Annotated in this window: 26 protein-coding genes and 1 tRNA gene; 16 read left to right on the forward strand and 11 right to left on the reverse strand. The window is 71.6% G+C overall.

All coding sequences use genetic code 11. The features are described 5' to 3' along the window. Positions 1–58: 58 nt before the first annotated feature. The 4 genes from CLV70_RS17215 to sp36 form a co-directional block, all read right to left on the reverse strand. Positions 59–3,703, reverse strand: a complete 3,645-nt coding sequence (locus CLV70_RS17215; protein WP_106127522.1) for an adenylate/guanylate cyclase domain-containing protein — start codon at positions 3,701–3,703, stop codon at positions 59–61. Then, positions 3,700–4,491, reverse strand: a complete 792-nt coding sequence (locus CLV70_RS17220) for an MBL fold metallo-hydrolase (protein WP_106127523.1) — start codon at positions 4,489–4,491, stop codon at positions 3,700–3,702. The genes CLV70_RS17215 and CLV70_RS17220 overlap by 4 nt, the downstream gene beginning before the upstream one ends. Positions 4,492–4,581: 90 nt before the next feature. After that, positions 4,582–5,073 (reverse strand): RidA family protein, encoded by a 492-nt coding sequence (locus CLV70_RS17225; RefSeq protein ID WP_106127524.1) that lies wholly within the window; start codon positions 5,071–5,073, stop codon positions 4,582–4,584. Further along, a complete protein-coding gene (gene sp36, locus CLV70_RS17230) occupies positions 5,070–5,225 on the reverse strand; it encodes a Sp36 family protein (protein ID WP_015625975.1) in 156 nt (51 codons plus the stop codon). Before sp36 ends, CLV70_RS17225 begins: the two co-directional genes overlap by 4 nt. Before the next feature lie 141 nt (positions 5,226–5,366). Here sp36 and CLV70_RS17235 point away from each other — a divergent pair, with 141 nt between their 5' ends. The 3 genes from CLV70_RS17235 to bagB all read left to right on the forward strand — a co-directional run bounded on the left by CLV70_RS17235 (position 5,367) and on the right by bagB (position 8,476). Continuing rightward, positions 5,367–6,293: an Rv0361 family membrane protein gene (locus CLV70_RS17235; RefSeq protein WP_106127525.1), complete on the forward strand. Its 927-nt coding sequence runs from the start codon at positions 5,367–5,369 to the stop codon at positions 6,291–6,293. A gap of 19 nt (positions 6,294–6,312) precedes the next feature. Continuing rightward, positions 6,313–7,263, forward strand: coding sequence for an ATPase BagA (bagA, locus tag CLV70_RS17240; RefSeq protein WP_106127526.1), 951 nt, complete (start codon positions 6,313–6,315; stop codon positions 7,261–7,263). A gap of 61 nt (positions 7,264–7,324) precedes the next feature. Next, complete coding sequence (bagB, locus tag CLV70_RS17245) at positions 7,325–8,476, forward strand: ArsA family ATPase (protein WP_106127527.1); 1,152 nt, start codon at positions 7,325–7,327, stop codon at positions 8,474–8,476. Between the two features lie 17 nt (positions 8,477–8,493). On the opposite strand, the gene CLV70_RS17250 is transcribed toward bagB, so the two are convergent. Then, positions 8,494–8,796: a WhiB family transcriptional regulator gene (locus tag CLV70_RS17250; RefSeq protein ID WP_041832981.1), complete on the reverse strand. Its 303-nt coding sequence runs from the start codon at positions 8,794–8,796 to the stop codon at positions 8,494–8,496. Between the two features lie 316 nt (positions 8,797–9,112). Here CLV70_RS17250 and CLV70_RS17255 point away from each other — a divergent pair, with 316 nt between their 5' ends. Then, complete coding sequence (locus CLV70_RS17255; protein WP_106127657.1) at positions 9,113–11,509, forward strand: penicillin-binding protein; 2,397 nt, start codon at positions 9,113–9,115, stop codon at positions 11,507–11,509. Positions 11,510–11,575: 66 nt separating this feature from the next. Here CLV70_RS17255 and CLV70_RS17260 read toward each other — a convergent pair whose 3' ends face one another. Next, on the reverse strand, positions 11,576–12,028 hold the full coding sequence (locus CLV70_RS17260; RefSeq protein WP_106127528.1) for a GatB/YqeY domain-containing protein: 453 nt from the start codon (positions 12,026–12,028) through the stop codon (positions 11,576–11,578). A 25-nt stretch (positions 12,029–12,053) separates the two neighbouring features. On the opposite strand from CLV70_RS17260, the gene CLV70_RS17265 reads away from it, so the two are divergent. The 7 genes from CLV70_RS17265 to CLV70_RS17295 all read left to right on the forward strand — a co-directional run bounded on the left by CLV70_RS17265 (position 12,054) and on the right by CLV70_RS17295 (position 18,394). Beyond that, the gene (locus CLV70_RS17265) at positions 12,054–12,941 is read left to right on the forward strand and encodes a metallophosphoesterase (RefSeq protein WP_106127529.1); all 888 of its coding nucleotides are present in this window, start codon (positions 12,054–12,056) and stop codon (positions 12,939–12,941) included. Between the two features lie 72 nt (positions 12,942–13,013). Beyond that, positions 13,014–13,090: transfer RNA gene (locus CLV70_RS17270), tRNA-Pro, on the forward strand. Between the two features lie 269 nt (positions 13,091–13,359). Continuing rightward, a complete protein-coding gene (locus CLV70_RS17275; RefSeq protein ID WP_146164082.1) occupies positions 13,360–14,010 on the forward strand; it encodes a hypothetical protein in 651 nt (216 codons plus the stop codon). A gap of 217 nt (positions 14,011–14,227) precedes the next feature. Beyond that, positions 14,228–14,659: a cupin domain-containing protein gene (locus CLV70_RS17280; RefSeq protein WP_106127531.1), complete on the forward strand. Its 432-nt coding sequence runs from the start codon at positions 14,228–14,230 to the stop codon at positions 14,657–14,659. A 95-nt stretch (positions 14,660–14,754) separates the two neighbouring features. Beyond that, a complete protein-coding gene (locus tag CLV70_RS17285) occupies positions 14,755–16,896 on the forward strand; it encodes an MMPL family transporter (RefSeq protein WP_106127532.1) in 2,142 nt (713 codons plus the stop codon). Positions 16,897–16,901: 5 nt separating this feature from the next. Further along, a complete protein-coding gene (locus tag CLV70_RS17290) occupies positions 16,902–17,591 on the forward strand; it encodes a response regulator transcription factor (protein ID WP_211303793.1) in 690 nt (229 codons plus the stop codon). Then, a complete protein-coding gene (locus tag CLV70_RS17295) occupies positions 17,588–18,394 on the forward strand; it encodes a sensor histidine kinase (RefSeq protein ID WP_106127533.1) in 807 nt (268 codons plus the stop codon). Before CLV70_RS17290 ends, CLV70_RS17295 begins: the two co-directional genes overlap by 4 nt. On the opposite strand, the gene CLV70_RS17300 is transcribed toward CLV70_RS17295, so the two are convergent. Continuing rightward, on the reverse strand, positions 18,378–19,076 hold the full coding sequence (locus CLV70_RS17300) for an SDR family oxidoreductase (RefSeq protein ID WP_106127534.1): 699 nt from the start codon (positions 19,074–19,076) through the stop codon (positions 18,378–18,380). The two genes, CLV70_RS17295 and CLV70_RS17300, sit on opposite strands and share 17 nt — an antisense overlap. A gap of 59 nt (positions 19,077–19,135) precedes the next feature. Between CLV70_RS17300 and CLV70_RS17305 the strand changes: the two genes are divergently transcribed. Continuing rightward, the gene (locus CLV70_RS17305; RefSeq protein ID WP_106127535.1) at positions 19,136–19,531 is read left to right on the forward strand and encodes a MerR family transcriptional regulator; all 396 of its coding nucleotides are present in this window, start codon (positions 19,136–19,138) and stop codon (positions 19,529–19,531) included. Next, positions 19,528–19,854, forward strand: a complete 327-nt coding sequence (gene cutA / locus CLV70_RS17310; protein ID WP_106127536.1) for a divalent-cation tolerance protein CutA — start codon at positions 19,528–19,530, stop codon at positions 19,852–19,854. Before CLV70_RS17305 ends, cutA begins: the two co-directional genes overlap by 4 nt. Here the strand turns inward: cutA and pyrE are convergent. Next, on the reverse strand, positions 19,851–20,375 hold the full coding sequence (pyrE, locus tag CLV70_RS17315; protein ID WP_106127659.1) for an orotate phosphoribosyltransferase: 525 nt from the start codon (positions 20,373–20,375) through the stop codon (positions 19,851–19,853). The genes cutA and pyrE overlap by 4 nt on opposite strands. A gap of 157 nt (positions 20,376–20,532) precedes the next feature. Between pyrE and CLV70_RS17320 the strand changes: the two genes are divergently transcribed. After that, on the forward strand, positions 20,533–20,829 hold the full coding sequence (locus CLV70_RS17320; protein ID WP_106127537.1) for a hypothetical protein: 297 nt from the start codon (positions 20,533–20,535) through the stop codon (positions 20,827–20,829). A 58-nt stretch (positions 20,830–20,887) separates the two neighbouring features. Here the strand turns inward: CLV70_RS17320 and CLV70_RS17325 are convergent, their stop codons facing one another. Beyond that, positions 20,888–21,997, reverse strand: coding sequence for a glycoside hydrolase family 19 protein (locus CLV70_RS17325; RefSeq protein ID WP_106127538.1), 1,110 nt, complete (start codon positions 21,995–21,997; stop codon positions 20,888–20,890). 404 nt (positions 21,998–22,401) lie between these two features. On the opposite strand from CLV70_RS17325, the gene CLV70_RS17330 reads away from it, so the two are divergent. After that, positions 22,402–23,148 carry a DUF4352 domain-containing protein gene (locus tag CLV70_RS17330; RefSeq protein ID WP_106127539.1) on the forward strand — a complete coding sequence of 249 codons (747 nt, stop codon included), beginning with the start codon at positions 22,402–22,404 and terminating at the stop codon, positions 23,146–23,148. A 2-nt stretch (positions 23,149–23,150) separates the two neighbouring features. On the opposite strand, the gene CLV70_RS17335 is transcribed toward CLV70_RS17330, so the two are convergent. Next, positions 23,151–24,221 (reverse strand): aspartate-semialdehyde dehydrogenase, encoded by a 1,071-nt coding sequence (locus CLV70_RS17335; protein WP_106127540.1) that lies wholly within the window; start codon positions 24,219–24,221, stop codon positions 23,151–23,153. A 7-nt stretch (positions 24,222–24,228) separates the two neighbouring features. After that, positions 24,229–25,494 (reverse strand): aspartate kinase, encoded by a 1,266-nt coding sequence (locus tag CLV70_RS17340; protein ID WP_106127541.1) that lies wholly within the window; start codon positions 25,492–25,494, stop codon positions 24,229–24,231. A gap of 225 nt (positions 25,495–25,719) precedes the next feature. Between CLV70_RS17340 and CLV70_RS17345 the strand changes: the two genes are divergently transcribed. Continuing rightward, the gene (locus CLV70_RS17345) at positions 25,720–26,538 is read left to right on the forward strand and encodes a hypothetical protein (RefSeq protein WP_106127542.1); all 819 of its coding nucleotides are present in this window, start codon (positions 25,720–25,722) and stop codon (positions 26,536–26,538) included. Positions 26,539–26,724: the final 186 nt, after the last annotated feature.

The raw sequence follows: 26,724 nt of genomic DNA on the forward strand, positions 1-26,724 counted from the left end.
CAGGCGGCCAGGCGGGGTATCCGTCACGGCTTAGAAAATACGCGAAGCACGAGCCGGATCATCCCGGCACGTCAGACGCGTACGCGACAGATTCGGGCGGCTCCACGATGGAATGTGCCAGGGCGTCCCGTAGTTCCTCGGCCGCGAGGCGTTCGCTGGCCTGCTCGGTGGAGTAAGCGAGCAGCACAGCCTCGTCCGCGGCGGCCCGCGCGCCCGCGATGTCGCCGGCTGCGGCGTTGACCCGCGCGTGCACCAGAGCCGCCACGACGCCGCTGCGAACGTCCTCGGCGGGGATTTCCCGGGCGCGTCGGATCCAGGTCGCCGCGGCGTCCACGCGGCCGTCGGCGAGCAGGGCGGAGGCGTACGAGGCCAGCGCGTGCCGGCGGGAGAAGAGCAACGATCCGCCGCTGTCACTGGCGATGGGCGCGAGCAGCGCGATGGCCGTCACGGGGTCACCGGCCCGCAGCCGTGCCTCGGCCATCAGCACCCGCGGCCCCACCTGGGCGGGCGCGAGCGGATTGTGCGGCTCCACGGCGGTCATCACCCGGCGGGCGTCGGCCTCGGCCGCCTCCCGGTCGTCGCGCTGCAACGCCACGAAGCCGCGCAGCGTGCCGGCCATCCCCAGCAGCAGCGGATGCGCGGTGCGGTCCGCGAAGCAGAGCGCGTCGGTCAGCAGGTCGTGCGCGTGGTCCAGCTCGCCCAGGCCGCGGGCGATGACCCCGCGCACCACCAGCGCCAGCCCGCGCCCCCAGTCGTCCGAGACCTCGTCGAACTTCCGGTACGCCCGGCGCGCCTCGCCGTCCGCCTCGGCCAGGTCGCCCATCTCGGCCGCCGCGTACGCCTCCACCGCCCGCAGCGTGCCCACCGCCCAGCCCTCGCCGACCCGGTCGCCGAAGGGCAGGAAGATCCGGGCCAGCCGGCGCGACTCCTGGAGCCGGCCGGCGAGCAGCCGCGCGAACGCCGTCGTGCCACGCAGCCAGGAGCGGCCCACCGGGTCGCCCAGCTCGGCGAAGAGGCGGGCGGCGCGGCCCAGCACCGCATCCGTGCCGGCGAAGTCACCGCGGGTGGTGGTCACCCAGGCCAGGTTCTGCAACGCCCAGGCCTGCCCGTGCCGGTCCCCCGCGGCGAGCGTCACCTGGTACGCCGCCGCGAACCTGCTGCTGGCCTGGCTCAGCTTGCCGGCCAGGAAGTCCGCCATGCCGAGGCGCCGCATGGCGTTGGCGCGCTCCGGGGCGAGCTCCGCCTCGGTGGCCACCTCCAGGGCCTCCTGCCACGCGGCGACCGCCTTGGGGACGTCGCCCAGCGCCTCCTGGGCCCGGCCCACCACCAGCAGCGCCTCGGCCCGGCACACCGGCTCGTCCGCGGCGGTCTTGGCGATCTTCTCGCCGTACGCCAGCGCGTCGGTGGCCCGGCCCAGGCGCAGCAACGCGCGGGCGTGCACCAGCTGGTCGGGGAGGGGCAGGCCCTCCTTGGCGAGGGCGGCGGCGCGTTCGGCGTACCCGATGGAGGCGGCCGGTTCGATGTTGGCGAGCGCGCGGCGGGCCATCCGGCCGAGCGCGGCGACGCCGAGCGACGCGACGTCGCGCACGGCGGCCTCGGGCCGTAACCGCACGGCGTCGGCCAGCTCCAGGGCGCATTCGGCGTGGGTGGCGACGAACGCGTCCCGCTCGTTCTCGCCGAGGCTCAGCCGGGAGGCGCCGTCGTAGCCCAGCGCCGTGACCGTCTCGGGCGCCGCCCAGCGCGCCAGGTACGCGTGCCGGTCCGCCAGGTCCGCCTTGCCGATGCCCGCGTACGCGGCCTCGCGCATGAGCGGCGTGCTGAACGCGTAACCGCCCCGGACCCGGTGCAGCATGCGGCGCTGGAGCAACTCGTCGACCGCCCGCTCGAGCTCGACCGCGGCCACCGCCCCGGGCCGGGCGTCGCCGGGCGACCGCCGCTCGCGCAGGGCCTCGACGACCCCGGTCGGCACGGTGTCACCGACCACCGCCGCGTCCCGCAGCACCGACCGGGGCTCGCCGGGCAACGCGTCGATGCGGGCGGCGAGCACCGCGGCCAGGTCGCGGGAGAGCAGTTGACTGCCCATCGAGCCGCCGGCCAGCTGCCATTTGCCGGCCGCGTTGGCGCCGACCGCGGGCATCAGCGAGCCGCGCTCGAGCAGCAGGGTGACGAGCTCGGCCAGATAGAACGGGTTGCCCTGCGCGGTGGCGAGCAGCCGGTCCACGTCCGGCTGCGGCAGCTTCCCGCCGTTCAGGTACGACGTCAGCAGCCGGGAGGCGTCCGCGCCCCGCAGCGGCGGCAGCGTGTGGATCTCGGCGTCGGCGAGGCGGGTCAGGGCCCCGGCCGTACGCACCAGTTCCGGCCGCCCCAGCAGGAGCATGACCACCGGCCCGTCGAGGCGGGACAGCACGCCGCCGAGCGCGTCGATCGTTTCGGCGGTGGCGTCGTGCAGGTCGTCCACGATGACGACGAGCGGCGCCTCCGTGGCCAGCATGGTGAGCAGGCCGGCGACCGCCACCGGGACGGTCTCCGCGTCGGGTCGCGCGCCGCCGGCCGGCTGCCACTCCGCCACCGCGGCGGGGCCGACCGGATTCGCCGGCGCCTCGCCGTATCCGAGGAGGGCGAGCAGCCGGTCGATGTCGACGCCGGGGGTCTCGCCGTCGCGGGTCAGCCGGGTGACCAGCTTGCGCAGCCGCTCCTCGACCACCGCGCGGCTGACCGTGACGGCCACGTCCTTGGGCAGGCCGACGGACTTGCGGACCAGGTCGGCCAGGGGCGCGAACCGCCGCCGCTCGCCGAACGCCCGGCACCGGGCCCGCAGCACCCGGGCGCCGGTGTGCGCGGCGAACCGGCCGGCGCCCACGTCGTATCCGGCCGCGAGGCGCTTGACCTCGCCCGCGAACCGGGTCTTGCCGATGCCGGCCTCGGCGGTCATCACCATGACCCGCGGCGTGCCGGAGTCGATCACCTCGGCCAGCCGGCCGGCGACCCGGCCCAGCTCGGCCTCCCGGCCCACGAACGGCGCCTCGTCGCCCAGGCCGGACCGGGTGCCCGGGGCGTCGTGCAGGCCGAGCAGCTCGTACGCCGGCACCGGCTCCCGCTTGCCCTTGAGCCGCAACGCGCGCAGCTGCCGCCAGGAGGCGACGTGCCGGGTGCCCGCCGACGTGCGCGAACCCGCGTAGACCGCGCCGACCGCGGCGGCGTCGGCGAGCCGGGCGGCGGTGTTCACCGTGTCGCCGATGACCGTGTACTCGATCGAGGCCTGGATGCCCGCGACGACCTCGCCGGTGTTCAGCCCGACGCGCAGGCCGAGCGGCGCACCGCCGCCGCGCTCGTCGTCGAGCACCCGGCGGACCGCGCGCTGCATGCTCAGCGCGGCGCGGACCGCGCGCTCGGCGTCGTCCTCGTGCGCGACCGGCGCCCCGAAGACCGCCATGATCCCGTCGCCGGTGAGCTTGTCGACGTGCCCGCCGAAGGTCTTGACCGCGCCCGCGAGCGCGGCGAGCACCCGGTCGGTGACCGCGCCGACCCGCTCCGGGTCGAGGTCCTCCGACCAGGACGTGAAGTCCGAAAGGTCGCCGAAGAGCACGGTCACGATGCGCCGCTCGGCGGCCGGCAGGGTGGCCGCCGCGGGCAGGGCGGCACCGCAGTTGTGGCAGAAACGGGCACCGGGAACGGCCACGGTTCCACACACGGGACAGGTCACAGGGGGTCCAACTGTTCCGGAGGCCGGTGTGATTCCCGCCTCAGGTATTCGAGTTGCGCGCGGGCCGACCACTCGGCCGCGAACCGCACGCCCGGGTCGATGTCGGGGTAGACCACGTCGACGATCGCCTCGGGGGTACCGGCGCCGCCCGCCAGCGCGGCGCGGACCTGGTCGAGCCGCTCCCGCCGGTGCGCCAGATAGGCCGTCGCGAGCTCGGCGCAGTCGGCCCGCACCGGGCCGTGACCGGGCAACATCAGCATCGGGTACGCCGTCAGCGCCGCGAGACTCGCGAGATACGCCCCCAGGTCGCCGTCGGGCCACGCCACCACGGTCGTGCCCCGTCCCAGGATGGTGTCGCCGGTGAAGACGGCGTCCTCCACCACGAACGACACCGAGTCGGCGGTGTGCCCGGGGGTCGCCACGACCTCGATGTCCAGCCCGGCGAGGCGCATCCGCGGCGGCATCGGGTCGCCGTGCTTCGGATCGGCCGCCAGCACCGGCACGCCCCCGAGCATCCGCGAGAGCGTCTCGGCGCCCTCCACGTGATCGTGGTGGCCGTGGGTGACCAGGATGGCGCTCAGCGGCCGGTTCTCGGCGACGGAGGCGAGGTGCCCGGCGTCGTCGGGGCCGGGGTCGATCACGACCGTGTCCGCGGCGCCGGGGGCGCGCAGCAGCCAGGTGTTCGTGCCGTCCAGCGTCATCGGCCCAGGGTTGGGGGCGCGCAGCAGCGTGACCCACTCCGGCAAACGCTCGACCTGCGACGACACAGACGCCACCCCCCAGCGCATGGTACGTCGCCGGGACCGCCGGAGCCGAACACGCAGAGTGCGACTCCGTCACCGGCGGTCACGCACGGCGACGATTTTTCCGCGCCGGGGTCAGGCGATCTCGGCGATGACTTCCACCTCGACGGGAGCGCCCAGGGGCAGCTCCGCCACCCCGACGGCGCTGCGCGCGTGCCGGCCCAGCTCGCCGAAGACGTCGCCGAAAAGCTGCGACGCGCCGTTGACGACGGCCGGTTGACCGGTGAAACCCTCGGCCGAGGCCACGAAGCCGGTCAGCTTGACGATCTTCACGAGCCGGCCCAGCCCGACCAGCGCGTCGATCGCCGCGAGGGCGTTCAGGGCGCAGTACCGGGCGAGTTCCGTACCCTGCTCGGGGGTGACGTCGGCGCCCACCTTCCCGGTGTACGGCAGCTTCCCGTCGACCATCGGAAGCTGCCCGGAGACGTACACGTAATTGCCCGATTGGACGGCCGGCACGTACGCGGCGAGCGGCGGAACCACCTGCGGCAGCGTCAGGCCGAGCTCGGCGAGGCGCGCGTACGCGTCCGCCCCGCCCGCCCCGCTGACCGGCGTCGGCGCCGTCACGACTTCGCCCGCTTCATGTACGCGACCAGCTGGTCCGGGTTCGGGCCCGGCACGACCTGCACCAGTTCCCAACCGTCCTCGCCCCAGTTGTCGAGGATCTGCTTGGTCGCATGGACCAGCAGCGGCACGGTCACGTACTCCCACTTCTGCATGTGTTCGCCCACCTGTAGAGATAGCCCGCGGATTCGCCCGACAGCCTAGTCAGGCGGCCGGAGCCGCCTCGCGGCCGATCGGATTCCTCTACCCTGACGAGGGGGCGGTGCGGCCTCGGCACGGGCGGATCAGGGGGCACGATGACGCAACCGCAGGGTGGTTCCGGGCGGCCGTCATCGATCGCCGGCGCCGAGGCGCCCGAGTCGGACTACCTCGGCGCGGCCCCGCCGGAAGCGGCGCCGCCGGCCGCCGCACCGCCGGCCGGGCAGCCGACCGAGCAGCCGACCGAACAGATCGCGACCATCACCGACGCGACCGTCTACGCCGCGACGACCGGCGAGTTCCCCGCGATCATGGACGACACCGCCGAGACGGTGGAGGGTGAGGTCGTCTGGCATCAGCCGCCGCCGTCCGAGCCGTTCCACGCCAAGCACGAGAAGCCGGGCGAGTGGCACACCCATCCGCCGGACCACCTCGCCCACGAGCACTCCCCGCCGGCCGAGGTGCAGCCCGGCGTCCAGCACGACCTGCCCACCGAGGCGATCCCGCTGAGCATGCTGCCGCAGCCGTGGCAGGTGCCGTTCGACCCGCAGCACACCGAGACCGCCGCCGAACCGCCGCGCCGCCGGCGTACCGGGCTGTGGGTGGCTCTGGCGCTGGTCGTGACGCTGCTGCTGTTCGGCGGCGGCACGGTCTCGGCCCTCCTGCTGCTGCGCAACGCGGACAGCGGCAAGGGCTCACCCGACCCGGCGACGGCCGTCGACCGCTTCCTCACGGCCGTCTACACCCAGCAGGACGCGACCGCGGCCGGCGACTACGTCTGCCGCGAGGCGCGCGACGAGGACAAGATCAAGACCCGGGTGGACCAGATCAAGGGGTACGCGAACGAGTACCAGGCGCCGTCGTTCCGCTGGTCCGAGCCGGCCGTGTCGGGGCAGGACGACGAGAAGGCCACCGTGGCCGTCGACCTGACCATGACCACGGACGACGAGAAGAGCGCCGATCAGCAGCTCACGTTCACGGTGATCCGCAAGACCGGCTGGCTCGTCTGCGACGTCACCGGCTGACCGGCCGTACCCTCGAAGCGTGGGCAGAGAAGAGTGGCCGGCCCGGCTGCACGTGGTGACGGGCAAGGGCGGCACGGGCAAGACCACCGTCGCGGCGGCGCTGGCGCTGGGCCTGGCGGCCGGCGGGCACCGCACCCTGCTGGTGGAGGTCGAGGGCCGGCAGGGCATCGCCCAGCTGTTCGGCCTGGAACCGCTGCCCTACCAGGAGCTGCGCATCGCCACCCCGGCCCGCGGCGACGGCGAGGTCCGCGCCCTGGCCGTGGACGCCGAGGAAGCCCTGCTGGAGTACCTCGACATGTTCTACAAGCTCGGTGCCGCCGGCCGCGCGCTGCGCAAGATCGGTGCCATCGACTTCGCCACCACCATCGCCCCGGGCCTGCGTGACGTGCTGCTCACCGGCAAGGTGAAGGAGGCCACCACGCGGTCGTCCGACGGGCGGCGCGCGTACGACGCCGTGGTGCTCGACGCACCGCCGACCGGCCGGATCGGCCGGTTCCTCAACGTCACCGCGGAGACCGCGAAGCTGGCGAAGATGGGGCCGATCAAGACCCAGAGCGACGGCGTCGCCTCGTTGCTGCGCTCGCCGATCACCTCCGTGCACGTGGTCACGCTCCTCGAGGAGATGCCGGTGCAGGAGAGCCTCGACGCGATCGCCGAGCTCACGGCCCTGTCCATCCCGGTCGGCCGGATCATCGTCAACGGCGCCCGCCCGCCGCTGCTGGCCGGCGCCAAGGTCACCAAGACCGAGCTGAAGCGCGGCCTCACCGCCGCCGGCCTGCCCACCGACCCGGCCACGGTCAACGCGCTGCAGGCCGAGGCGAAGGCGCACCTGACCCGGCGCGAGCTCGAGGAGTCGCTGCGGGCGGACCTCGCCGAGACCGATTACCCCATGGTGGAGCTGCCGCAGCTCGAGGACGGCGTGGACCGCGACGGGCTGGACCGGCTCGCCGAGGCACTGATGGGTGTCTGACCCGCCACACACCGCAGCGCTCCGGCCCGCGACCCGCGCCCGGAGTCAGTACGCTCGAAGCGTGGCCGCTGATCACCCCGCCCCGCGCCTGGACGTCGACGCTCTGCTGGCGGACCCGGCGACCCGCATCATCGTGTGCTGCGGCGCCGGCGGCGTCGGCAAGACCACCACCGCGGCCGCCCTGGGCCTGCGGGCCGCCGAGCGGCACGGCCGGCGCACGGTGGTGCTGACCATCGACCCGGCCCGCCGGCTGGCCCAGTCGATGGGCCTGACCGAGCTGGACAACACGCCGCGGCAGGTCAAGGGCATCGACACCGAGGCCACCGGCGGCGAGCTGCACGCCATGATGCTCGACATGAAGCGCACGTTCGACGAGGTCGTGCAGGCGCACACGTCGCCGCAGCGGGCCTCCGAGATCTTCGCCAACCCCTTCTACCAGGCCATGAGCTCGACGTTCTCCGGCACGCAGGAGTACATGGCGATGGAGAAGCTGGGCCAGCTGCGGTCCCGCGACGAGTGGGACCTCATCGTGGTCGACACCCCGCCGTCACGCTCGGCCCTCGACTTCCTCGACGCCCCCGCGCGCCTCTCCCGCTTCCTCGACGGGCGCATGCTGCGGATGCTGCTGGCGCCCGCTCGCGGCGGCCGAAGCATGTTCAGCCTGGTCACGGCTTCGTTCGGGATCTTCTCCCGGGCGGTGCAGAAGATCCTCGGCGCGCAGCTGCTGACCGACCTGTCCGGCTTCGTCGCCGCCCTGGACTCGATGTTCGGCGGCTTCCGGCAGCGCGCGGACGAGACGTACCGGATCCTCCAGGACCCGCAGACGGCGTTCCTGCTGGTCGCCGCCCCGGAGCGGGACGCGGTCCGGGAGGCCGCGTATTTCGCGGAGCGGCTGGTGACCGAGCGGATGCCGCTCGCCGGCCTGGTGCTCAACCGCACCCACCGCGCGGTCCTGGGCTCGGTCCCGCTGGACGCGGCCGAGGCCGCGGCGGCGGCCCTGGAGGCCGACCCGGATCAGCGGACCACGGCGGACGCGCTGCGGGTCCACGCCGGGTTGCTCCGGCAGATCGACCGGGAGGTACGGGTGGCGGCGCAGTTCACCGACGCGTTCCCGGCCGTGCCCACGGTGTCGGTGACAGCACAGCCCGCCGACGTGCACGACGTCGACGGGCTGCGAACGATCGGTGATGCCCTCACCACCGACCTTCGATGACACCGATCTCCGATAAATCAGCGGGTGGAGACGAGCACCTTGTCGGCGCCCTTCTCGCGCAGCGCGGCTTCGAACATCTTGCGCCAGCTCGCCACGTGCGGGTGCCGGCGCAGCAGTGCGCGCCGCTCCCGTTCGGTCATGCCTCCCCAGACACCGAACTCGATCCGGTTGTCCAGCGCGTCGGCGAGGCACTCGTAGCGGACCGGGCAGCTTCGGCAGATTCTCTTCGCCACGTTCTGCTCGGCGCCCTGCACGAACAGCGCGTCAGGGTCGCCACTCTGACATGCCGCCATGCTGGGCCAGTCGCTGATCATCCCCATCTGTTCACGTCCCCCCTTGCAATAACCCCCTGACGCCTGCGTACCCATGTCCCCCAAGCCGCGCAGACGTCGTGCGAAAGCTCGCCGGACCATCATGCTCCGTAGTCGGGCGATTACGCAACGTTGTCCCTCAAATACGTATACCTCGGTAGTTCCGGGCATCTCCGGCTGACCGGACGGAGAAAAGTTCGCGGAAAATCTCCGAAAAGGCCCCGCGCTGCCGACGGAAGAGTAAGAATCAATCTGGGCGAACCGTGACCTTCTCGACCCTTGGTTGCGGGGGAGTTTCGCGTACCCTGCTCACGTGAGCTCCTGGATGCGCAGACGCGATCACAACATCTTCGCCAATGCGACCTCGCTGCTGATCTGCGGCTTATTGGCCGGCGTGGTGGTGGCCGCCGCGGCCTTCCCCGCGGTCGCGATGTCCGGCCTGGCCGCCAAGGCGGGCGGGCAGACCTTCGCGAGCCTGCCCAGCGAGCTCAAGCGGGCGAGTGCCCCCCAGATCAGCCGGATCTTCGCGTCCGACAACAAGACGCAGATCTCGGTCTTCTACGACGAGTTCCGCAGCGACGCGCCGCTCAAGGACATCTCCGTCCACATGCAGCACGCGATCATCGCGGCCGAGGACCACGAGTTCTACAACCACAACGGCGTCGACCTCAAAGGCGTCGCCCGCGCGGTCGTCAGCAACAAGAGCGGCAAGTCCCAGCAGGGCGCCTCGACGCTGACGATGCAGTACGTGCGCATGTCCCTGGCCTACTCGGCGACGAACCCCCAGGAGGTCGTCGACGCCACCAAGGACTCGCCCAAGCGCAAGATCACCGAGATGAAGTACGCGATGCAGGTCGAGAAGGAGCTCACCAAGGAGCAGATCCTGGAGAACTACCTCAACCAGGCGCCCTTCGGAAACGGCTCCTACGGCGTGTACGCGGCCAGCCAGGTCTACTTCAAGAAGAAGCCGAAGGACCTCACGATCGCCGAGTCCGCCCTGCTGGCCAGCATGGTGAAGGCCCCCAGCGCGTTCAACCCGACCACCGCCAGCGGCTACCCGCAGGCGCTGGCCCGGCGCAACTACGTCGTCGAGGACATGCTGGAGCTCAAGTTCATCACCCCGGACGAGGCGAAGAAGGCCACCGCGACGAAGATCAGCAAGACCGTCCAGCGGGTCGGCAACGGCTGCGTCTCCGCGGCGAAAAACCACTGGGGCTTCTTCTGCGACTACTTCTACCGCTGGTGGCTGGGGCGTAACGAGTTCGGCGCCACCACGTACGACCGGGAGCGGCGGCTCAAGAGCGGCGGCTACCGCATCCAGACGTCGATGGACATCAAGGCGCAGAACGCGGCGCGCGAGAACATCGGCGACCACATCAAGGAGAAGAACAAGAACGCGCTCCTGCTCGCCGGCATCCAGCCCGGCACGGGCAAGGTGCGCGCGCTCGCCGCCAACCGCCGCTTCAAGCTCGACGACCCCGAGCACCCGCAGAACAAGATCTCCTCGGACCCCCGCAAGGCGAAGAAGAAGATCCGCGGCTCGTACCCGAACACCACAAACCCGCTGATGAGCGGCGGCGGCGACATCACCGGCTACCAGGCCGGCTCGGTGTTCAAGATCTTCACGGTGATCGCGGCGCTGGAGAACGGCTACCCGCTGGCCTACCCCATCAACGCCCCGGCGAAGTACGTGTCGAAGTACATCATCAGGCCGGGCCCGTCGACGTGTAACGGCAAGTACTACTGCCCCAGCAACTCCGGCGGCAAGGCCGGCGGCCTCACCAACATGTGGACCGGCTTCGGTAAGTCGATCAACACGTTCTTCGTACCGCTGCAGGAGCGGGTCGGCGCCGAGAAGGTGGTCGACGTCGCCCAGCGCTTCGGCGTGCAGTTCCGTGCGAAGCAGGACGCCGACTTCGCCGCCACCAAGCAGTCGGCACACCAGTGGGGCGCGTTCACGCTGGGCGTGTCGTCCTCCACCCCGCTCGACATGGCCAACGCGTACGCGACCCTGGCCGGCGACGGCATGTACTGCACGCCCACCCCCGTCGAACAGATCACCTCGCACAGCGGCGAGAAGATCGACGTGGGCAAGCCGCACTGCACCCGGGCCACCTCACCCGACGTGGCCCGCGCGGCGATCGACGCGGCCCGCTGCCCGGTCGGCGACAGCGCCCAGCTCGGCCGCTGCGCCGGGGCGACGGCGCCGGGCGCGCACGCGACGATCCGGCACCCCATCTACGGCAAGACCGGCACCACGGACGCCGACAAGACGGCCTCGCTGATCATCGGCAGCAGCTCGCTGACGGTCGCCGGCTACCTGGTGAACCCCGACTACCAGGACCACTCCGACCACATGTCCCACTCGATCGTGAACCCGGCGGTGTGGGACACCATGCGGGATTACCTCAAGGGCACCCCCAAGGTCCAGTTCAAGAAGCCGGGCAGCCGCAAGATCTCGATCGGCGACCAGCGCTCGATCCCCGACGTCACCTGCGCCACGATCGACGGCGCCCGCAACCGCCTCGAGAGCGCGGGCTTCAGCGCCACGGTCGGCACCGAGGTCGAGTCGGACTGCCCCAAGGGCACCGCGGCCGGCACGAGCCCGAGCGGCCGCACCATCAAGGGCGGCTACGTCAGCATCGAGGTCAGCAAGGGCAAGGGCGGCAAGCCCGGTCCCGGCGACGGCGGCGGGCCGCCCCGCAGACCCGGGCGCCGATAGCGCTCCAGGCACGGCGGGCGGGTCACCCTCGGTGGTGGCCCGCCCGTTCGCTTTCCCCGTACGGAATCAGCTCAGTTGCCGGCGGACCTCGGCCGCGACCCGGCCTCCCTCGGCCCGGCCCGCCACCGCGGCCTGGGCCGCCTTCATCGCCGGGCCCATCTGGCCCTTCCCGCTGAACCCGCCCGCCCGCAGCGCCTCCGCCACGATCCCGGCGATCTCCTCGTCGGTGAGCTGAGCCGGCAGGTACCGGTCGAGCACCTCGCCCTCGGCGACCTCCTTCGCGGCCTGCTCGGAGCGCCCGGCGTCCCGGAAGGCGGTGGCCGCCTCCCGGCGCTTCTTGGCCTCCTTGGTCAGCACCGCGAGCACCTCGTCGTCGGAGAGCTCCCGCGCGGCGTCCCCGGACACCTCGGCGTTGCGCACGGCCGACAGCGCCATCCGCAGCGTCGACGTGCTCAGCTCGTCCCGGCCCTTCATCGCGGCGTGCAGGTCATCGTTCAGGCGGTCTTTCAACGTTCCCATGGACGGTCAAACTACTCTGGCCGTCATGCGCAAGCGCCCCCTTATCGCCCTGGCCGCCACGCTGACCGCCACCGGCGCCGCCACTTTCGCCTACGCCTCCCTGATCGAGCGCAACCTGTTCACCCTGCGCCGCTTCAACGTCCCGATCCTGGAACCGGACGCGGAACCGCTGCGCATCCTGCACCTCTCGGACCTGCACATGATGCCGGGCCAGCACCGCAAGCAGGCCTGGGTGGCGGCCCTGAGCGGCACGGACCCCGACCTCGTGGTGGTCACCGGCGACAACATGGCGTCCCCGGACGCGGTCCCGGGCGTCCTCCGCGCCCTCGACCCCCTGCTCACCCTCCCGGGCGCCTTCGTCTTCGGCTCCAACGACTACCGCGGCCCGGTCTGGAAGAACCCCCTCCGCTACCTCCTCCCCTCCGACGAGTACGTCCAGGGCGCGGAACTCCCGGCGGAGGCCCTCCGCCAGCACTTCACCGACGCGGGCTGGGCGGACCTCAACAACGCCCGCACCCTCCTGAAGGCAGGCGGCCGCACCCTCGAACTGGCCGGCGTCGACGACCCCCACATCGACCGCGACGACTACCCCGCGGTAGCAGGCCCCATCTCCCCCGACGCCGACCTGCACATCGGCGTCACCCACACCCCCGCCTCCCGGGTCCTCGACCCCATGGCCGCCGACGGCTTCACCCTCCTCCTGGCCGGCCACACCCACGGCGGCCAGGTCTGCGTCCCCGGCTACGGCGCCCTGACCACCAACTGCGACCTCCCCCACTCCATGGCCAAGGGCCTCCACCGCTGGTCCGACGCCCACCTCCACGTCTCCGCAGGCCTCGGCACCCACCCCACGGCCCCCATCCGCTTCGCCTGCCGCCCCGAAGCCACGATCCTCACCCTGATCCCCCGCTGACCTGGGCAAACAGCCTCAGGGGGATACCGATTTCGCCCAGGCGAAGGCGTCGGATACTATTGCTCAGCACCACGGGGTGTGGCGCAGCTTGGTAGCGCGCTTCGTTCGGGACGAAGAGGCCGTCGGTTCAAATCCGGCCACCCCGACCACCGTAAGTGCAGGTCAGGCCCGGTCTTCCGCTCAGGGAGGCCGGGCCTGACAGCTTTCCGGCGCCATGGTGGGGCGGACACCCGGGAAGACGCCCTCGGGGCGCCTTCAGCAGGCTTACGCCTTGCCGCCCTTGTCCTTCCGGGAGTGGGTCCAAGGCGGCCCTCTGAGGGGAACGCCTCGTTCGTACTATGCAGCAGTGTTGATGAGGTGGTTCGGGGCGCTAGACCGTCATCGATGGGGTTTTCTGGGCGGCGTTCTCCTGTTGGCCGTGCTGCTGGGCGTCGCGGCGAAGGCACGCGAGGCGAGGATCTGGGCCCCCGCGGGCGGCATTGCGATCGGCCTGATCGTCGTTGCTATCGCGCTTTCCGCACTCGCGGCGCGCTACGGCCCCGCGACCTTCGTCGTGTCGAAGCGCGAGCGTGCCTTCGTTGCTCCGCCCGGGCCGCAGGCCGTTCTTCTGACTGCCAGCTTCACGCTCCTGGGCGGGCTCACCGTCGCCGACGCGGTCAGCGACATCGGTGACCACGAGTTGTGGTGGCAGGTCGACGCCGCCCTGGCAATTATGTGGGTGCTGCTCGTCGGGCTGCTGTGGCGTGCGGCCGGGGGTGAGCGCGATCTCCGCCTGCGGCCCGACGGCGTGCTCAACCCCCAGCTCCTCGGATCTCAGTTCATCCCCTGGGAGGCCTTCGCCCCGGCCTTCCCGATCTCCCCGGGAAACCGGACCCTGACGGCCAACTACCAGCGGCCCGACCTCGTACGCCGCCGTGGGATCACCGTCGGCCGCAACACCCTGCCGGCCACCGTCGACGCGGCGCTCCTCTCGCGGGTCGTGCACGAGTACGTGAACCATCCCGAGCGCCGAACCGCCTTCGGCACCGAGGAGGAGTTGCTCCGGGTCACCGCCGGCGCCGGAGGCTGATACCGGAGCCGGTCGCGCTCCTCGAACGGCTACGGCTCGGTGAGAAGCGCGAGCAGGGTCGCCGGGGTCCGGCGGAGTGAGCGGCGCGCGCAGCCGAAGACGGGGGACAGCGGAGCGCCTCCGCAGGGCGGGGAAGGCCGTATCGATTGCCGCAGGGCTGTGGCCCACTCGGGCAGAGTTAGTGGGGTGGCGTCCGAGATGTGGAGACAATGCCGATATGACTCTTCGTAGAGCGGCCGTTGTCGTGGGCGCGGCCATTTCCCTGTCTCTTGTCGGCAGTGCGGCCCGTGCCACCCCGCCCGATCCGGGCGTTTTCGGCACGGTCATCTGGCAGCAGACCGTCGGCGGGACCGACTACACGCTGCGGGAGGTGCACCTGCCTCCGCACACCGACACCGGCTGGCATTTCCATGACGGGAATCTTTACGCGACCGTCAAGAGTGGGACCCTCAGTCACTTCGACGCGACCTGTGAGAGTGACGGCGTCTACCCCACCCGGTCCTTCGTGTTCGAGCCCGGCGGCCCGGGGAACGTCCACATCGGCCGCAATCTGGGCGACACCGAGGTCGTTCTCGAGGTGCTCTACGTGCTGCCGAAGGGGAGTCCGTTCTCGGAGGACGCGCCCAACCCCGGTTGCGACTTCGAGTAGTCGTCAGGCAATCGTCAGGTAGGGAAACGGCCGGTCGTCAGGGGCGGGGGTTGTGATGTGGCTCCTTGATTCTCGACCGCAGGGAGCCAGCTGTCATGGCCGCTTTCCTCTACCGGCTCGGCGCCTGGGCGGCCCGGCGCCGCTGGACCGTACTGGCGGCCTGGGTGGCCGTGCTCGTCGCCGTCGGCGTGCTCTCCGGGGCCGCCGGCGGGTCCTACGACGACGGGTTCACGCTTCCCGGGTCCCGGGCCCAGCGCACGCTCGACACCGTTGACCAGCGGTTTCCCGCCGCGGCGGGCGAGACCGTCCAGGTGGTGTTCGTCGCGCCGGCCGGTCGGACCATCGCCGAGCACCGGACGGTCATCAAGCGGACGCTCGCCTCGGCCTCCAAAGAAGCAAGCACGGCCTCCAAGGAAACAAGCGCGGCCTCCGAAGAAGCATCCGCGGCCTCCGAAGAAGCAAGCACGGCCTCCGAAGAAGCGCCGGAACCGATCGTCTCGAAGGACGGCCGGGTCGCGCTCGCGTACGTCAATGTCCCGGAGCATGCGCCTCCCGGACCGATCGAAACCGCGTTCGGGCCGGCCCAGGAGGCCGGGCTGCAGGTCGAATTCGGAGGTTCCCTGTACGGGGACAGCCCCACCAAAAGCAGCGGCCCCGCCGAAGGCGCAGGGCTCCTGCTGGCGCTGGCCGTACTCGTCATCACGTTCGGTTCCCTGGTGGCGGCCGGCCTGCCCCTGCTCACCGCCCTCCTCGGGGTCGGCGCGACCGTGGCCGCCCTGGGCGCCGTCGCGGCCACGATCACCGTGCCGTCCACCGCTCCCGCCCTGGCCCTCATGCTCGGCCTGGCGGTCGGCATCGACTACGCGCTGTTCATCGTGGCCCGGCACCGGTCGCAGTTGGCGTCCGGCCTGCCGGTGGTGGAGTCGGCCGGCCGGGCCATCGGGACAGCCGGCACCGCCGTGGTCTTCGCCGGCCTCACCGTGGTCATCGCCCTGGCCGGGCTGGTCGTCGTACGGATCCCGTTCCTGACCGCGATGGGGCTGGCCGGGGCCGCGGCCGTGTTCGTCGCGGTGCTGGTGGCGGTGACGCTGATCCCGGCGCTGCTGGGCGTTGCCGGGGAGCGGCTGCGGCCGGGGCCGCGGACAGCCCGCCGGGAGCTCGCCGCCGACCGGACGACCCTGGGTTCGCGCTGGGTGCGGCTGGTGACCCGCCGGCCGCTGGTCACCACGCTGGCGGTCGTGGCGGTGCTCAGTGTCATGGCCGTACCGGCGGCCGGGTTGCGGCTCGCGCTCACCGATCACGGTTCCGCTCCGGCGGACAGCACGCAGCGGCGGGCGTACGACCTGACGGCCGCCGCGTTCGGGCCGGGTTTCAACGGTCCGCTGCTGGTCCTGGCGGGGGTGCCGGACGAGGCGGCGGCGAAGGCGCTGGCCGCGCGGGTGGCGGCCATGGACGGGGTGGTCGCCGCCGGCCGTCCGCAACTCTCCGCGGACGGCCGGTACGCCCTGCTCCAGGTGGTCCCGGAGACCGGGCCGCAGGATCCGCGTACCGGGGAGCTGGTCGCCCGGCTCGGGGCCGCCGGCGGGGTGACCGGGGTGACCGCCTTCGGCCTGGACATCTCGGCGCGACTGCGTGCGGCGCTCGTACCGTTTGCCCTGCTTGTTGCGGGTCTTGCGGTTCTGCTGTTGATGGTGGCCTTCCGCTCGCTGATCGTGCCGCTGAAGGCGACGCTCGGCTTCCTGCTGTCGGTCGGGGCGACGCTCGGCGCGGTGGTCGCGGTGTTCCAGTGGGGGTGGCTCGCCGAGCTGGCCGGCGTGTCGCGCACCGGGCCGGTGATCAGCTTCCTGCCGATCATCCTGATGGCGGTGCTGTTCGGGCTGGCCATGGACTACGAGGTGTTCCTGGTCAGCCGCATGCACGAGGAGTACGCCCGCAGCCGCGACCCGCACCGCGCGGTCGTCCACGGCTTCCGGGCCTCGGCACGCGTCGTGACCGCGGCCGCGCTGATCATGATCGCGGTCTTCGCGAGCTTCATCCCGGCCGGCGATGCCACGCTGAAGCCGATCGCCTTCGCGCTCGCCGTGGGGGTCCTGCTGGACGCGTTCCTGGTCCGGATGACGCTGGTGCCGGCGGTGCTCGCGCTCGCGGGGCATCGCGCCTGGTGGCTGCCGCGGCGGCTCGGCCGGGTGCTGCCCCGCGTCGACGTCGAGGGCGCGTCCGTACCGATGGTGAGATAGACGACGTGGACCGCATTCTGGTGGTGGACGACGATCCGGGGCTCCGGGAGCTGCTGCTGTCCGCGCTGCGGTTCGCCGGGTTCGAGGTGGAGGCGGTCGCCGATGCGCCGGCCGCGCTGTCCTCGCTGGCGGCGCGTACGCCCGACGCCGTCGTCCTGGACGTGATGCTGCCCGGCACGGACGGCTTCGACCTGCTGCAGCTGCTGCGCTCGCGTGACGTCCACGTGCCGGTGATGTTCCTGACCGCCCGCGACGAGCTGGACGACCGGGTCCGCGGGCTGCGCCTGGGCGGCGACGATTACCTCACCAAGCCGTTCGACGTCGCGGAGGTCGCCGCCCGGCTGGAGGCGCTGCTGCGGCGGTCCCGGCGGCTGCCGCCGGAGCTGCCCGAGGGGGTGCTGCGCTGCGGTGACCTGGAGATGGACGAGGCCCGGCACGTGGTGACCCGCGGCGGGGAGCCGGTCGAGCTGTCCCCCACCGAGTTCCGGCTGCTGCGCTACCTGCTGGCGAACGCCGGGCGGGTGGTCTCCAAGGCGCAGATCCTGGACAACGTCTGGCAGTACGACTTCGGCGGGGACGCGGCCGTCGTCGAGCGCTTCGTCTCCAACCTCCGGCGCAAGATCGACCTGGGTGGGCCTTCGATGATCGTCACGGTACGGGGATTCGGGTACAGCCTGCGGCCGGTGCGGCGATGAACGTGCCGCGGCGGTGGCGGGTCCTGCTCGCCGGGTTGCTGGCCGGCCCGGAGGCCGCCGCACTCACCGCCGCGGTCCAGCGGGCGTTCGACGCGCAGCGGCGGGCCGAGGACCGGCTGCGGAGCTTCGTCGCCGACGCCGGGCACGAGCTGCGCACGCCGCTGGCGAACCTGCACGGCTGGATCGACCTGTACGTCCAGGGCGGCCTGCGCGACCCCGAGCAGCTCGACCACGCCATGGCGCGGATGCAGGCGGAGGTGAACCGGATGCGCCACCTCGTCGACGAGCTGTCGCTGCTCGCCCGGCTCGACGCGGCCCAGCCGCTGAACCTCGGCCCGGTGGACGTGGTGGCGCTGGCCGGCGAGGTGATCGACGACGCCCGCGTGGTCAGCGCCGACCGGGCCATCACGCTGGAGGGAGCGCGGGAGGCGGTCGTCGCCGCCGACGGCCCCCGCCTCCAGCAGGTGTTGCGCAACCTCGTCGGCAACGCCGTGCAGCACACCCGGCCCGGCACGCCGGTCACGGTCACGGTCGACCGGGGGGACGGCCAGGTGGCGGTCACCGTACGCGACGAGGGCGACGGCATAGCACCGGAGCACCTGCCCCACGTGTTCGAACGCTTCTACCGCGCCGATCCGAGCCGCAGCCGGGACAGCGGCGGCTCGTCGGGCCTGGGTCTGGCCATCGTGGAGGCGATCGTGGCGGCGCACGGCGGCACCGCCGGGGTGACCTCGGTGCCCGGGCAGGGGACCACCGTCCGGATCACCCTGCCCGGGCAGTCACCGGTCAGGCGGCCGGGGTGAGCGTGTAGAAGTCGCTCGGGTCGTTCGCGACGGACGCCTTCACGTGCCGGCTCCAGTCGTCCGCGAGCACCTCGATCCGGTTCTCCTCCAGGCCGTCCAGGGCCGCCGCCACCACCTCGGCCGGCGCCACCTTCGGGCCGTCGTACGACGCCGACATGTCGGTGTCGGCGGCGCCCAGGTGCAGGCCGGTCACCAGGGTGTGCTGGGCCGCCAGCTCGAGGCGGACGCCGTTGGTGAGGCTCCAGGCCGCCGCCTTCGCCGCCGCGTACGCGTTCGAGCCGTCGTACGAGAACCAGGACAGCGCCGAGAGGACGTTGAGGATCGCGCCGCCGGCGAGCTGGGGCGCGAAGGCGCGGATCACGGCGAGGGTGCCGTAGTAGTGGGTGTCCATCTCGCGCCGGATCTCGGCGAGGTCGCCGGTGATCAGGTTGTGGCCGGTGGAGATGCCGGCGTTGTTGATGAGCAGGGTGACGTCCGGGGCGGCCGCCACCGCGGCGGCCACCGAGGCCGGGTCGGTGATGTCGAGGCGCAGGGTCTCGACGCCCGGGAGGTCGATGAGCTCGGGGCGGCGGGCGGCGGCGTAAACCTTGGCCGCGCCGCGGTCGAGAAGGCTGGTGACGAACTCTTTGCCCAGGCCACGGTTGGCTCCGGTGACGAGGGCGACGGCTCCTGAGATCTGCATGCGGGCTACGCTAGAACCTGACGTTGACGTCAGAGGCAAGAGCTGCGACGGGAGTCACCATGCGGATCGGCGAGCTGGCCACGAGGGCGGGCGTGAGCGTGCGCGCGCTGCGTTACTACGAGGAGCAGGGGCTGCTGCGCTCCACCCGCAGCCCGAGCGGGCAGCGGCACTACCCCGAGCACGCGGTCGACCGGGTGCAGCTGGTCCAGATGCTGTACGGCGCCGGCCTCTCCAGCAAGACCATCGCCGACCTGCTGCCGTGCGTGGACGCCCAGGTCAGCACCCCGGAGTCGCGGGCCCGCCTGGCGGCCGAACGGGACCGCATCGACGCCCAGATCGTGGAGCTCACCCGCACCCGCGACCGGCTCGACGCCGTGATCACCCTGTCGACGAGCCCGGCGGGCGGCTGCGCGTACGAGGGCGCCCCCGCGGAGCAGGAGCCCGTGGCCATATGACCGACGACGACGTGTGCGAGGTGGTCGTCACGGCCGCCGATCCGGAGTGGCTGGCCGCCTTCACCCGGCGCCTCGTCGAGGACCGGCTGGCGGCGTGCGGTCAGCAGGTCACCGCGATCCGGTCGGTCTACCGGTGGGAGGGTGCCGTGCACGACGATCCGGAGGCGCGGGTCGCCCTGCACACCCGCGCCTCGCTCGTACCGGAGATCGTCGCCCGGGCCGACGCCGAGCACCCGTACGACGTACCGTGCGTCTTCGCCCTGCCGATCGTGGCCGGGAACCCGGCCTACCTGGACTGGGTCCGGGCCGAGACCCGCGGTTAGGCCGCGGCTTCCAGGTCGGCGCGGGTCAGCAGCGCGCGCAGCTTGATGCCCTCGGCGGCGAGCGACTCGGCGCCGCCCTCCTGGCGGTCGAGCACGCAGAGCGCGTGGTCGACGTGCGCGCCGAGCTTGCGCAGGTCCTTCGTCGACAGGACGACCTGGCCGCCGGAGGTGACCACGTCCTCGACGATCAGCACCCGGCGGCCGGCCACCTCGGCGCCCTCGGCGAGGCGCGCGGTCCCGTACGCCTTGGCCTGCTTGCGCACGAACGCGCACGGCAGGCCGGCGTGCCGGCCGAGCGCGGTCACCACGGCGATGCCGCCCATCTCGAGACCGGCGAGCACCTCGGTGCCCTCGGGGATGAGGACGGCCATCTGCTCGGCCAGCCGGTCGAGCAGCACCGGGTCCGACTCGAACTGGTACTTGTCGAAGTACTCGGTGGCGGTGCGGCCCGAGCGGAGAACGAACTCGCCGGTCAGCCGGCTCACGTCGCGGACCTGCCGCGCGAGGTCAGAAGAAGTCACGAGCACACAGCCTTCCACCCCGTCGTGGCGCCTGGCCGGGCGGGTGGCCAGGCACGGTTCACCCGTACGCGTAATTGCTCCCGCGACCGGGTAGAGGTTTGTCTAGATTCGACTAATTTGCGGGTTATCGAACGTCGACCCTTTTGAAAGGCTTGTCGTGACACCCTTCGCGCTTCTCTTCCTGCTCGCCCTCGCCGGCTCGTCGTGCTTCGCCATCGGCCGCGCCCTCGGACGCGGCGAACGCTACGAGAAGGGATACCGGGAGGGCTTCCGCGACGGCGAGACCGGTTCGCTGGCCCGCGCCGCGCGGCTCATCCAGCTCGGCGAACGCCGCTCGATCGCCCCGGCCGTGGAGTCGATGCTGGTGCCGAGTCCCGTACCCCAGCAGATGGCCCCCCGCACCGCGGCGCCGGCCGTCGTGGGCATCCCGGCCCGCCCGCAACTCGCGCTCTAGTTCCGCCGGAAAGAACGACGGGGGTACGGCCGCAGCGGCCGTACCCCCGTCATGGTTTTCAGCAGTAGAGGTTTCCGCCCGGGGCCACACCCAGGATCGAGGTGAACCGGTTGTACGCGTCCACCCGGCTCTGCACCTGCGCGGGGTTGCCGCCGTTGCACTCGAGCGAGCCGTTGATGCTGCGGATCGTCTCGCCGAAGCCGCGGCTGTTGACCATCGCGTCGTGCGGGGTCATCGTGCCCGGGCCGCGCTGGGTCATCCAGTACCAGACGGCGGTCTGGTAGGCGACCGACGCCTCGTTCTTGACCCGGTCCGGGTTGTTGAGCAGGTCGATGCCGAGCGCGTCACCGGCCGCCTTGTAGTTGAAGTTCCAGCTCAGCTGGATCGGCCCGCGCCCGTGGTACGCGGACTGCCCGGCCGGGCACCCGTACGGCTGGCTCCGGTCACAGTAGAGCGGCCAGTTCGCCTGGTTGATCTCCTCGACGTAGACCAGCCCGCCGGACTCGTGGTTGACGTTCGCGAGGAACGCCGCGGCCTCCTGCTTCTTGACCGTGTCACTGCCCGTCGTGGTGAACGCGGGGTACTTCTTCACGGCGTCGATCAGGCCCGCGTACGAGTAGAACGGGATCCGGTTCGGGAACATCTGGTTGAACTGCGCCTCACTGACGGGGAAGCTGCCCGAACCGCCGCCGGGGTTGCCACCGCCCGTGTCGCCGCCACCGCCGCCGCACGCGAACGGCTCCCAGTACCAGGTGCTGATGACCGGGTCGTACCCGGGATTCTCGTTCTTCGCGCGGTAGTAGTTCCCGTTCGTGTACTTCACGATCGACCCGGCCGGGTACCACGTGCCCGCCGCCCAGTTCGGGTAGTTGCAGCTCGACCCGCCGCCGGTGTTCCCGCCGCCGGAGCCGCCACCGCACGTCCCGTTGTCCTGCCACACCCCGGACCCACCGGTGCTGGGCGCCTCGTACTGCGTCCACCACTTCGCGGTCCAGTTGTGACTGTTGTACGAGACCTTCGCACCACCGGTGTAGACCGCACTGTTGTTGTACGCCGCAGCGCAGGCCTCCGCAGCCTGCGAAGCCGTCATGGGGATGACCGCGGCAGCCGCACCAGCGAAGGCGACGCCGATCGTGGCCATGATCGCCAGGAGCCGTTTTCTGGGCATAGATCACCGTTCCGGAATCCGGGGATGGGGGGTGAGATTGACCTAACTAGATGAGAGGCTATCTGTAAAGAAACTTCAACGATTAATTCGAGGAAGTTTTCAGATGCCTGAGATCTCCGGACATGGACGGGCGAACGAGCAGAGAACGACCGTCCGGCCCTGAGGCTCATCGATCTGACTCTGTGTCCAGACCCATCGCACAGAGCGGTACGCCCGAACAGATCTCTCCTGGGGTCCGATGATCAGGAACAGACACCGATCATCTTGACTCCGTCCACGATCGACTCGATCGGCGACGGAGGCCTCCCCTTTCACCATCGCTGCGTCGAGAGTGGGCGGGCGACCGGATCGATGGACCGGAGTCCGGGTCGCGCTCCCACGATCCGGCCCGCAGGAGTCCCGGCATGTCATACCCACCCCCCGACCCGAAGCAGCCCCCCGTCAATCCCGGCTACGGTCCTCCGCCGGGGTACGGTCCTCCGCCGGGGGGAGCACCCGGCTACCCCGCATTCGCCGCGCCCGGAGCGCCGCCGAAGAAGAACAACACGAAACTCGTGCTCGGCATCGTCGGAGGTTTCCTCGGCCTCTGCTGTATCGGAGGTGCCGTCGCCGCCCTCGCCAGCAACGGCGACAAGCCGGACGGTGCCGCGAACGTGGTGGGCATCCCCGCCACCGGCAAAGCCGGGACCGACGGCGCGCCTGTGGCCAAGGGCGCGACCGAGGCTCCCGAGGCGAAGAAGCCGGAGAAGAAGGCTCCCGGCCTCGGCGATCCCGTACGCGACGGCAAGTTCGAGTTCACCGTCACCAAGCTGGACTGTTCGAAGTCGAAGGTGGGCAGCGCCTATCTGAACAAGAAGGCGCAGGGGAAGTTCTGCCTCGTCAGCGTCACCGTGAAGAACATCGGTAAGGAGGCTCAGCTCTTCGACGGCTCCTCGCAGAAGGCCATGGACGCCGCCGGCACGGAGTATTCGAACGACGGTGCCGCGGAGCTGTACGCGAATGAGGACACCAGCACCTTCCTCAATGAGATCAACCCCGGCAACACGGTGAAGGGCAAGCTGATCTTCGACGTGCCCAAGGCGACGAAGCTCACCGAGCTGGAGCTGCACGACAGCCCGTTCTCCGGCGGCGTGGAGGTGAAACTCGCCTGAACTCAGCCCTGAGACTTGGCGATCTCCGCCGCCAGGAGTTCCGCGATCTCCACCGTGTTCAGCGCCGCGCCCTTGCGCATGTTGTCGCCGGTGATGAAGAGGTCGAGGGCGCGGGGGTCGTCGAGGGCGCGGCGGATGCGGCCCACCCAGGAGGGGTCCGTGCCGACCGCGTCGATCGGCATGGGGAATTCGCCGGCTTGCGGGTCGTCGACCAGGATGACGCCCGGGGCGTTGCGGAGGACCTGGCGGGCCTCTTCGGCGTTGAGTTCCGAGCCGAAGACCGCGTGGACCGCGATCGAGTGGCCGGTCACCACCGGGACCCGGACGCAGGTGGCCGAGACCTTGAGGGACGGCAGCGCCAGGATCTTGCGGGACTCGTTGCGGAGTTTGAGTTCCTCGGAGGACCAGCCGTCCGCGGCGAGGTCGCCGGACCAGGGGACCACGTTGAGGGCCAGCGGGGCCGGGAAGGGGCCGAGGTCGTCGCCGACCGCCTGGCGGACGTTGCCGGGGCGTGAGCCCAGCGCGCGGTCGCCGGCGACCTTGCTGAGCTGGTCGTGGAGGGTGTCCACGCCGATCTGGCCGGCGCCCGAGACCGCCTGGTACGACGCGAGGACGAGTTCGCGCAGGCCGTACTCGCGGTGCAGCGGGGCGATCGCCATGATCATGGCCATGGTGGTGCAGTTGGCGTTCGCCACGATGCCGCGCGGGCGGTAGTCGAGGGCTTCCCGGTTGACCTCGGGGACGACGAGCGGGACGTCCGGTTCCATCCGGTACGCCGACGAGTTGTCGACCACCGTCGCGCCGCGGGCGACCGCGATCGGCGCCCAGGCGAGGGAGACGTCGTCGGGGACGTCGAACATCGCCACGTCGACGCCGTCGAAGACGTCCGGGGTGAGCTCCTGGACCGTGAGCTGCTCGCCGCGGCAGGACAGCTGCTTGCCGGCCGAGCGGGCCGACGCGATCAGCCGGATCTCGCCCCAGACGTTGCGGCGGGACGTGAGCAGCTCACGCATCACCGTGCCGACGGAGCCGGTGGCTCCGACGACGGCGAGGGTGGGCTGCCGCGACCCCATCCGGTCGTTACCGGCCGGTGCCCGCGTAGACGACGGCGGTCTCGGTGCCGCCCAGCTCGAAGGTGTCGTGCACGGCGCGGACCGCGGTGTCGAGGTCGCTGTCGCGGCAGATCACCGAGACCCGGATCTCCGAGGTGGAGATCATCTCGATGTTGACGCCGGCCTCGCCGATGCAGGCGAAGAAGGAGGCGGCGACGCCCGGGTGCGAGCGCATGCCGGCGCCGATCAGCGACACCTTGCCCACGTGGTCGTCGAAGAGCAGGCTCTTGAACTTGATCTGGTCCTTGATCCGGTCCAGCGCCGCCATCGCGGTGTGCCCGTCGGCCTTGGGCAGCGTGAACGAGATGTCCGTACGCCCGGTGCCCTCGGTCGACACGTTCTGCACGATCATGTCGATGTTGATCTCGGCCTGGGCCACCGTCTCGAAGATGCGGCCGGCCGCGCCGGGCTCGTCGGGCACGCCGACGATGGTGATCTTGGCTTCGCTCCGCTCGTGGGCGACCCCGGTGATCAGCGCTTGTTCCACGTTCGGGTCCTCCATCGATCCCGTGACGACAGTGCCGGGCTTGTTCGAGTACGACGAGCGTACGTGGATCGGCACACCGAACCGGCGCGCGTACTCCACGCATCGCAACATCAGCACCTTCGCCCCGCCGGCGGCCAGCTCGAGCATCTCCTCGTACGTGATCTGCTTGATGTGGCGCGCGTTCGGGACGATCCGCGGGTCGGCGGTGAACACGCCGTCCACGTCGGTGTAGATCTCGCAGACGTCGGCGTGCAACGCCGCGGCCAGCGCGACCGCGGTGGTGTCCGAGCCGCCGCGGCCCAGCGTGGTGATGTCCTTGGTGTCCTGGGACACGCCCTGGAAGCCGGCCACGATCGCGATCGCGCCCTCGTCCAGCGCGGTCCGCAGCCGGCCCGGGGTGACATCGATGATCCGGGCCTTGCCGTGCACCGACGTGGTGAGCACGCCGGCCTGGGAACCGGTGTACGACCGGGCCTCGTAGCCCAGGTTGTGGATCGCCATCGCCAGCAGGGCCATCGAGATGCGCTCGCCCGCGGTCAGGAGCATGTCCAGCTCCCGGCCCGGGGGCAGCGGGCTCACCTGATTGGCCAGGTCGAGGAGGTTGTCCGTGGTGTCGCCCATCGCGGACACCACGACGACCACGTCGTCACCTGCCTTGCGGGCCGCCACGATCCGCTCCGCCACGCGCTTGATGCGCTCGGCATCGGCCACGGACGAACCGCCGTACTTCTGCACCACCAGGGCCACGGCAGCCGACTCCTTCCCACGCCGCACGTGCCGACGCCGCCGGGCTTCCGGCCGGCGGCGTCGGTCGAGTCAATCGCTGACCACACTAGCGGCGCGCGTGCCGGTCGCTGACAGGCGATCCCAGAATCCGGCCTGTGGACCATGACACGGCGGTCCGATCCGGCCCGCGACACGCCGTAAGAGACGCAACGACCCGTACGGGGGAAGAGAGGCGAGAATGTCTCGATGCGCTCCCGCCCCGCCTCGCGTGCCCTCTTCGCGCTGGCCGCCGTTCTCCTCACCGGCAGCGCCGCAGCCTGCGGTGATGCGGCACCCGCGGGACAGCCGTCCGGACCGGCGTCCGCCCCGCCGGCGCCCGACGACGCGCGCGTCCAGCTGGCCGCCCGGGCGGCGCTGGCGTCGGACCACCGGTTCGCGGCGCTCTACACCTTCGTCGCGCAGGGCCGGCCGCAGCGATCGATCATGGCCACGGTCGCCACCGACGGGAGCTGGCGGGTGGACATCCCCGGCGGCGCCCTCGGCGGCACGACCGACGTGTCGATCGCCGAGACCGAGGCGGGCGTCTTCCAGTGCGCCATCCCGTCGGCCACGAACCCGGTCGCGCCGTTCTGCATCCGGGTCGCCGACCGGGGCAGGGCGGTGCCGAAGAGGTACGACCCGAAGATCCAGCGGGTGTTCCGCCAGTGGCTGCCCGTGTTCACCGATCGCCAGGCGGCGTTGTCGGTGAGCGCCGCGCAGCCGCTGCCCGGCTCGACCGGCACCTGCTTCTCGGTGGACACGATCTCCGCCTCGCTGTCCGCGCCCGTCGACGTCGGCATCTACTGCTACGCGGACGACGGCCTGCTCACGGCGGCCCGGCTCAAGTTCGGGACCCTGACCATTTCGGGTACGGCCGCGGCACCGCCCCCGTCCGTGGCCCTGCCCGGCCCGGTGGCCGGCGGCGACCCGCTGGGCATCGCCTCCCCGCCGCCCACCACGCCCCCGGCCCTGACGCCGTCCACGGAGGCGCCGGCGATCGTGGGGCGGCCGTCCCCATCCGCGTGAAGCAGCACACGCCACCGGTTCCGTCCCACGATTCGGGCGTACAGTTAGCAACGGTCCGATCCACCACGTAGGGTGACGTCGACATGTGGAACGCGCTCCTCCTTCGCTGCCGCGACGAGGCCCCATCCGAGGCCGGCACCTCGTCGCGGAGTTGACGCGCGCCGGTCGGTCCTCGTGAACTGACCA

The sequence above is a fragment of the Pseudosporangium ferrugineum genome, assembly GCF_003002065.1.
In the GTDB taxonomy this organism is placed as follows: Bacteria; Actinomycetota; Actinomycetes; order Mycobacteriales; family Micromonosporaceae; genus Actinoplanes; species Actinoplanes ferrugineus_A.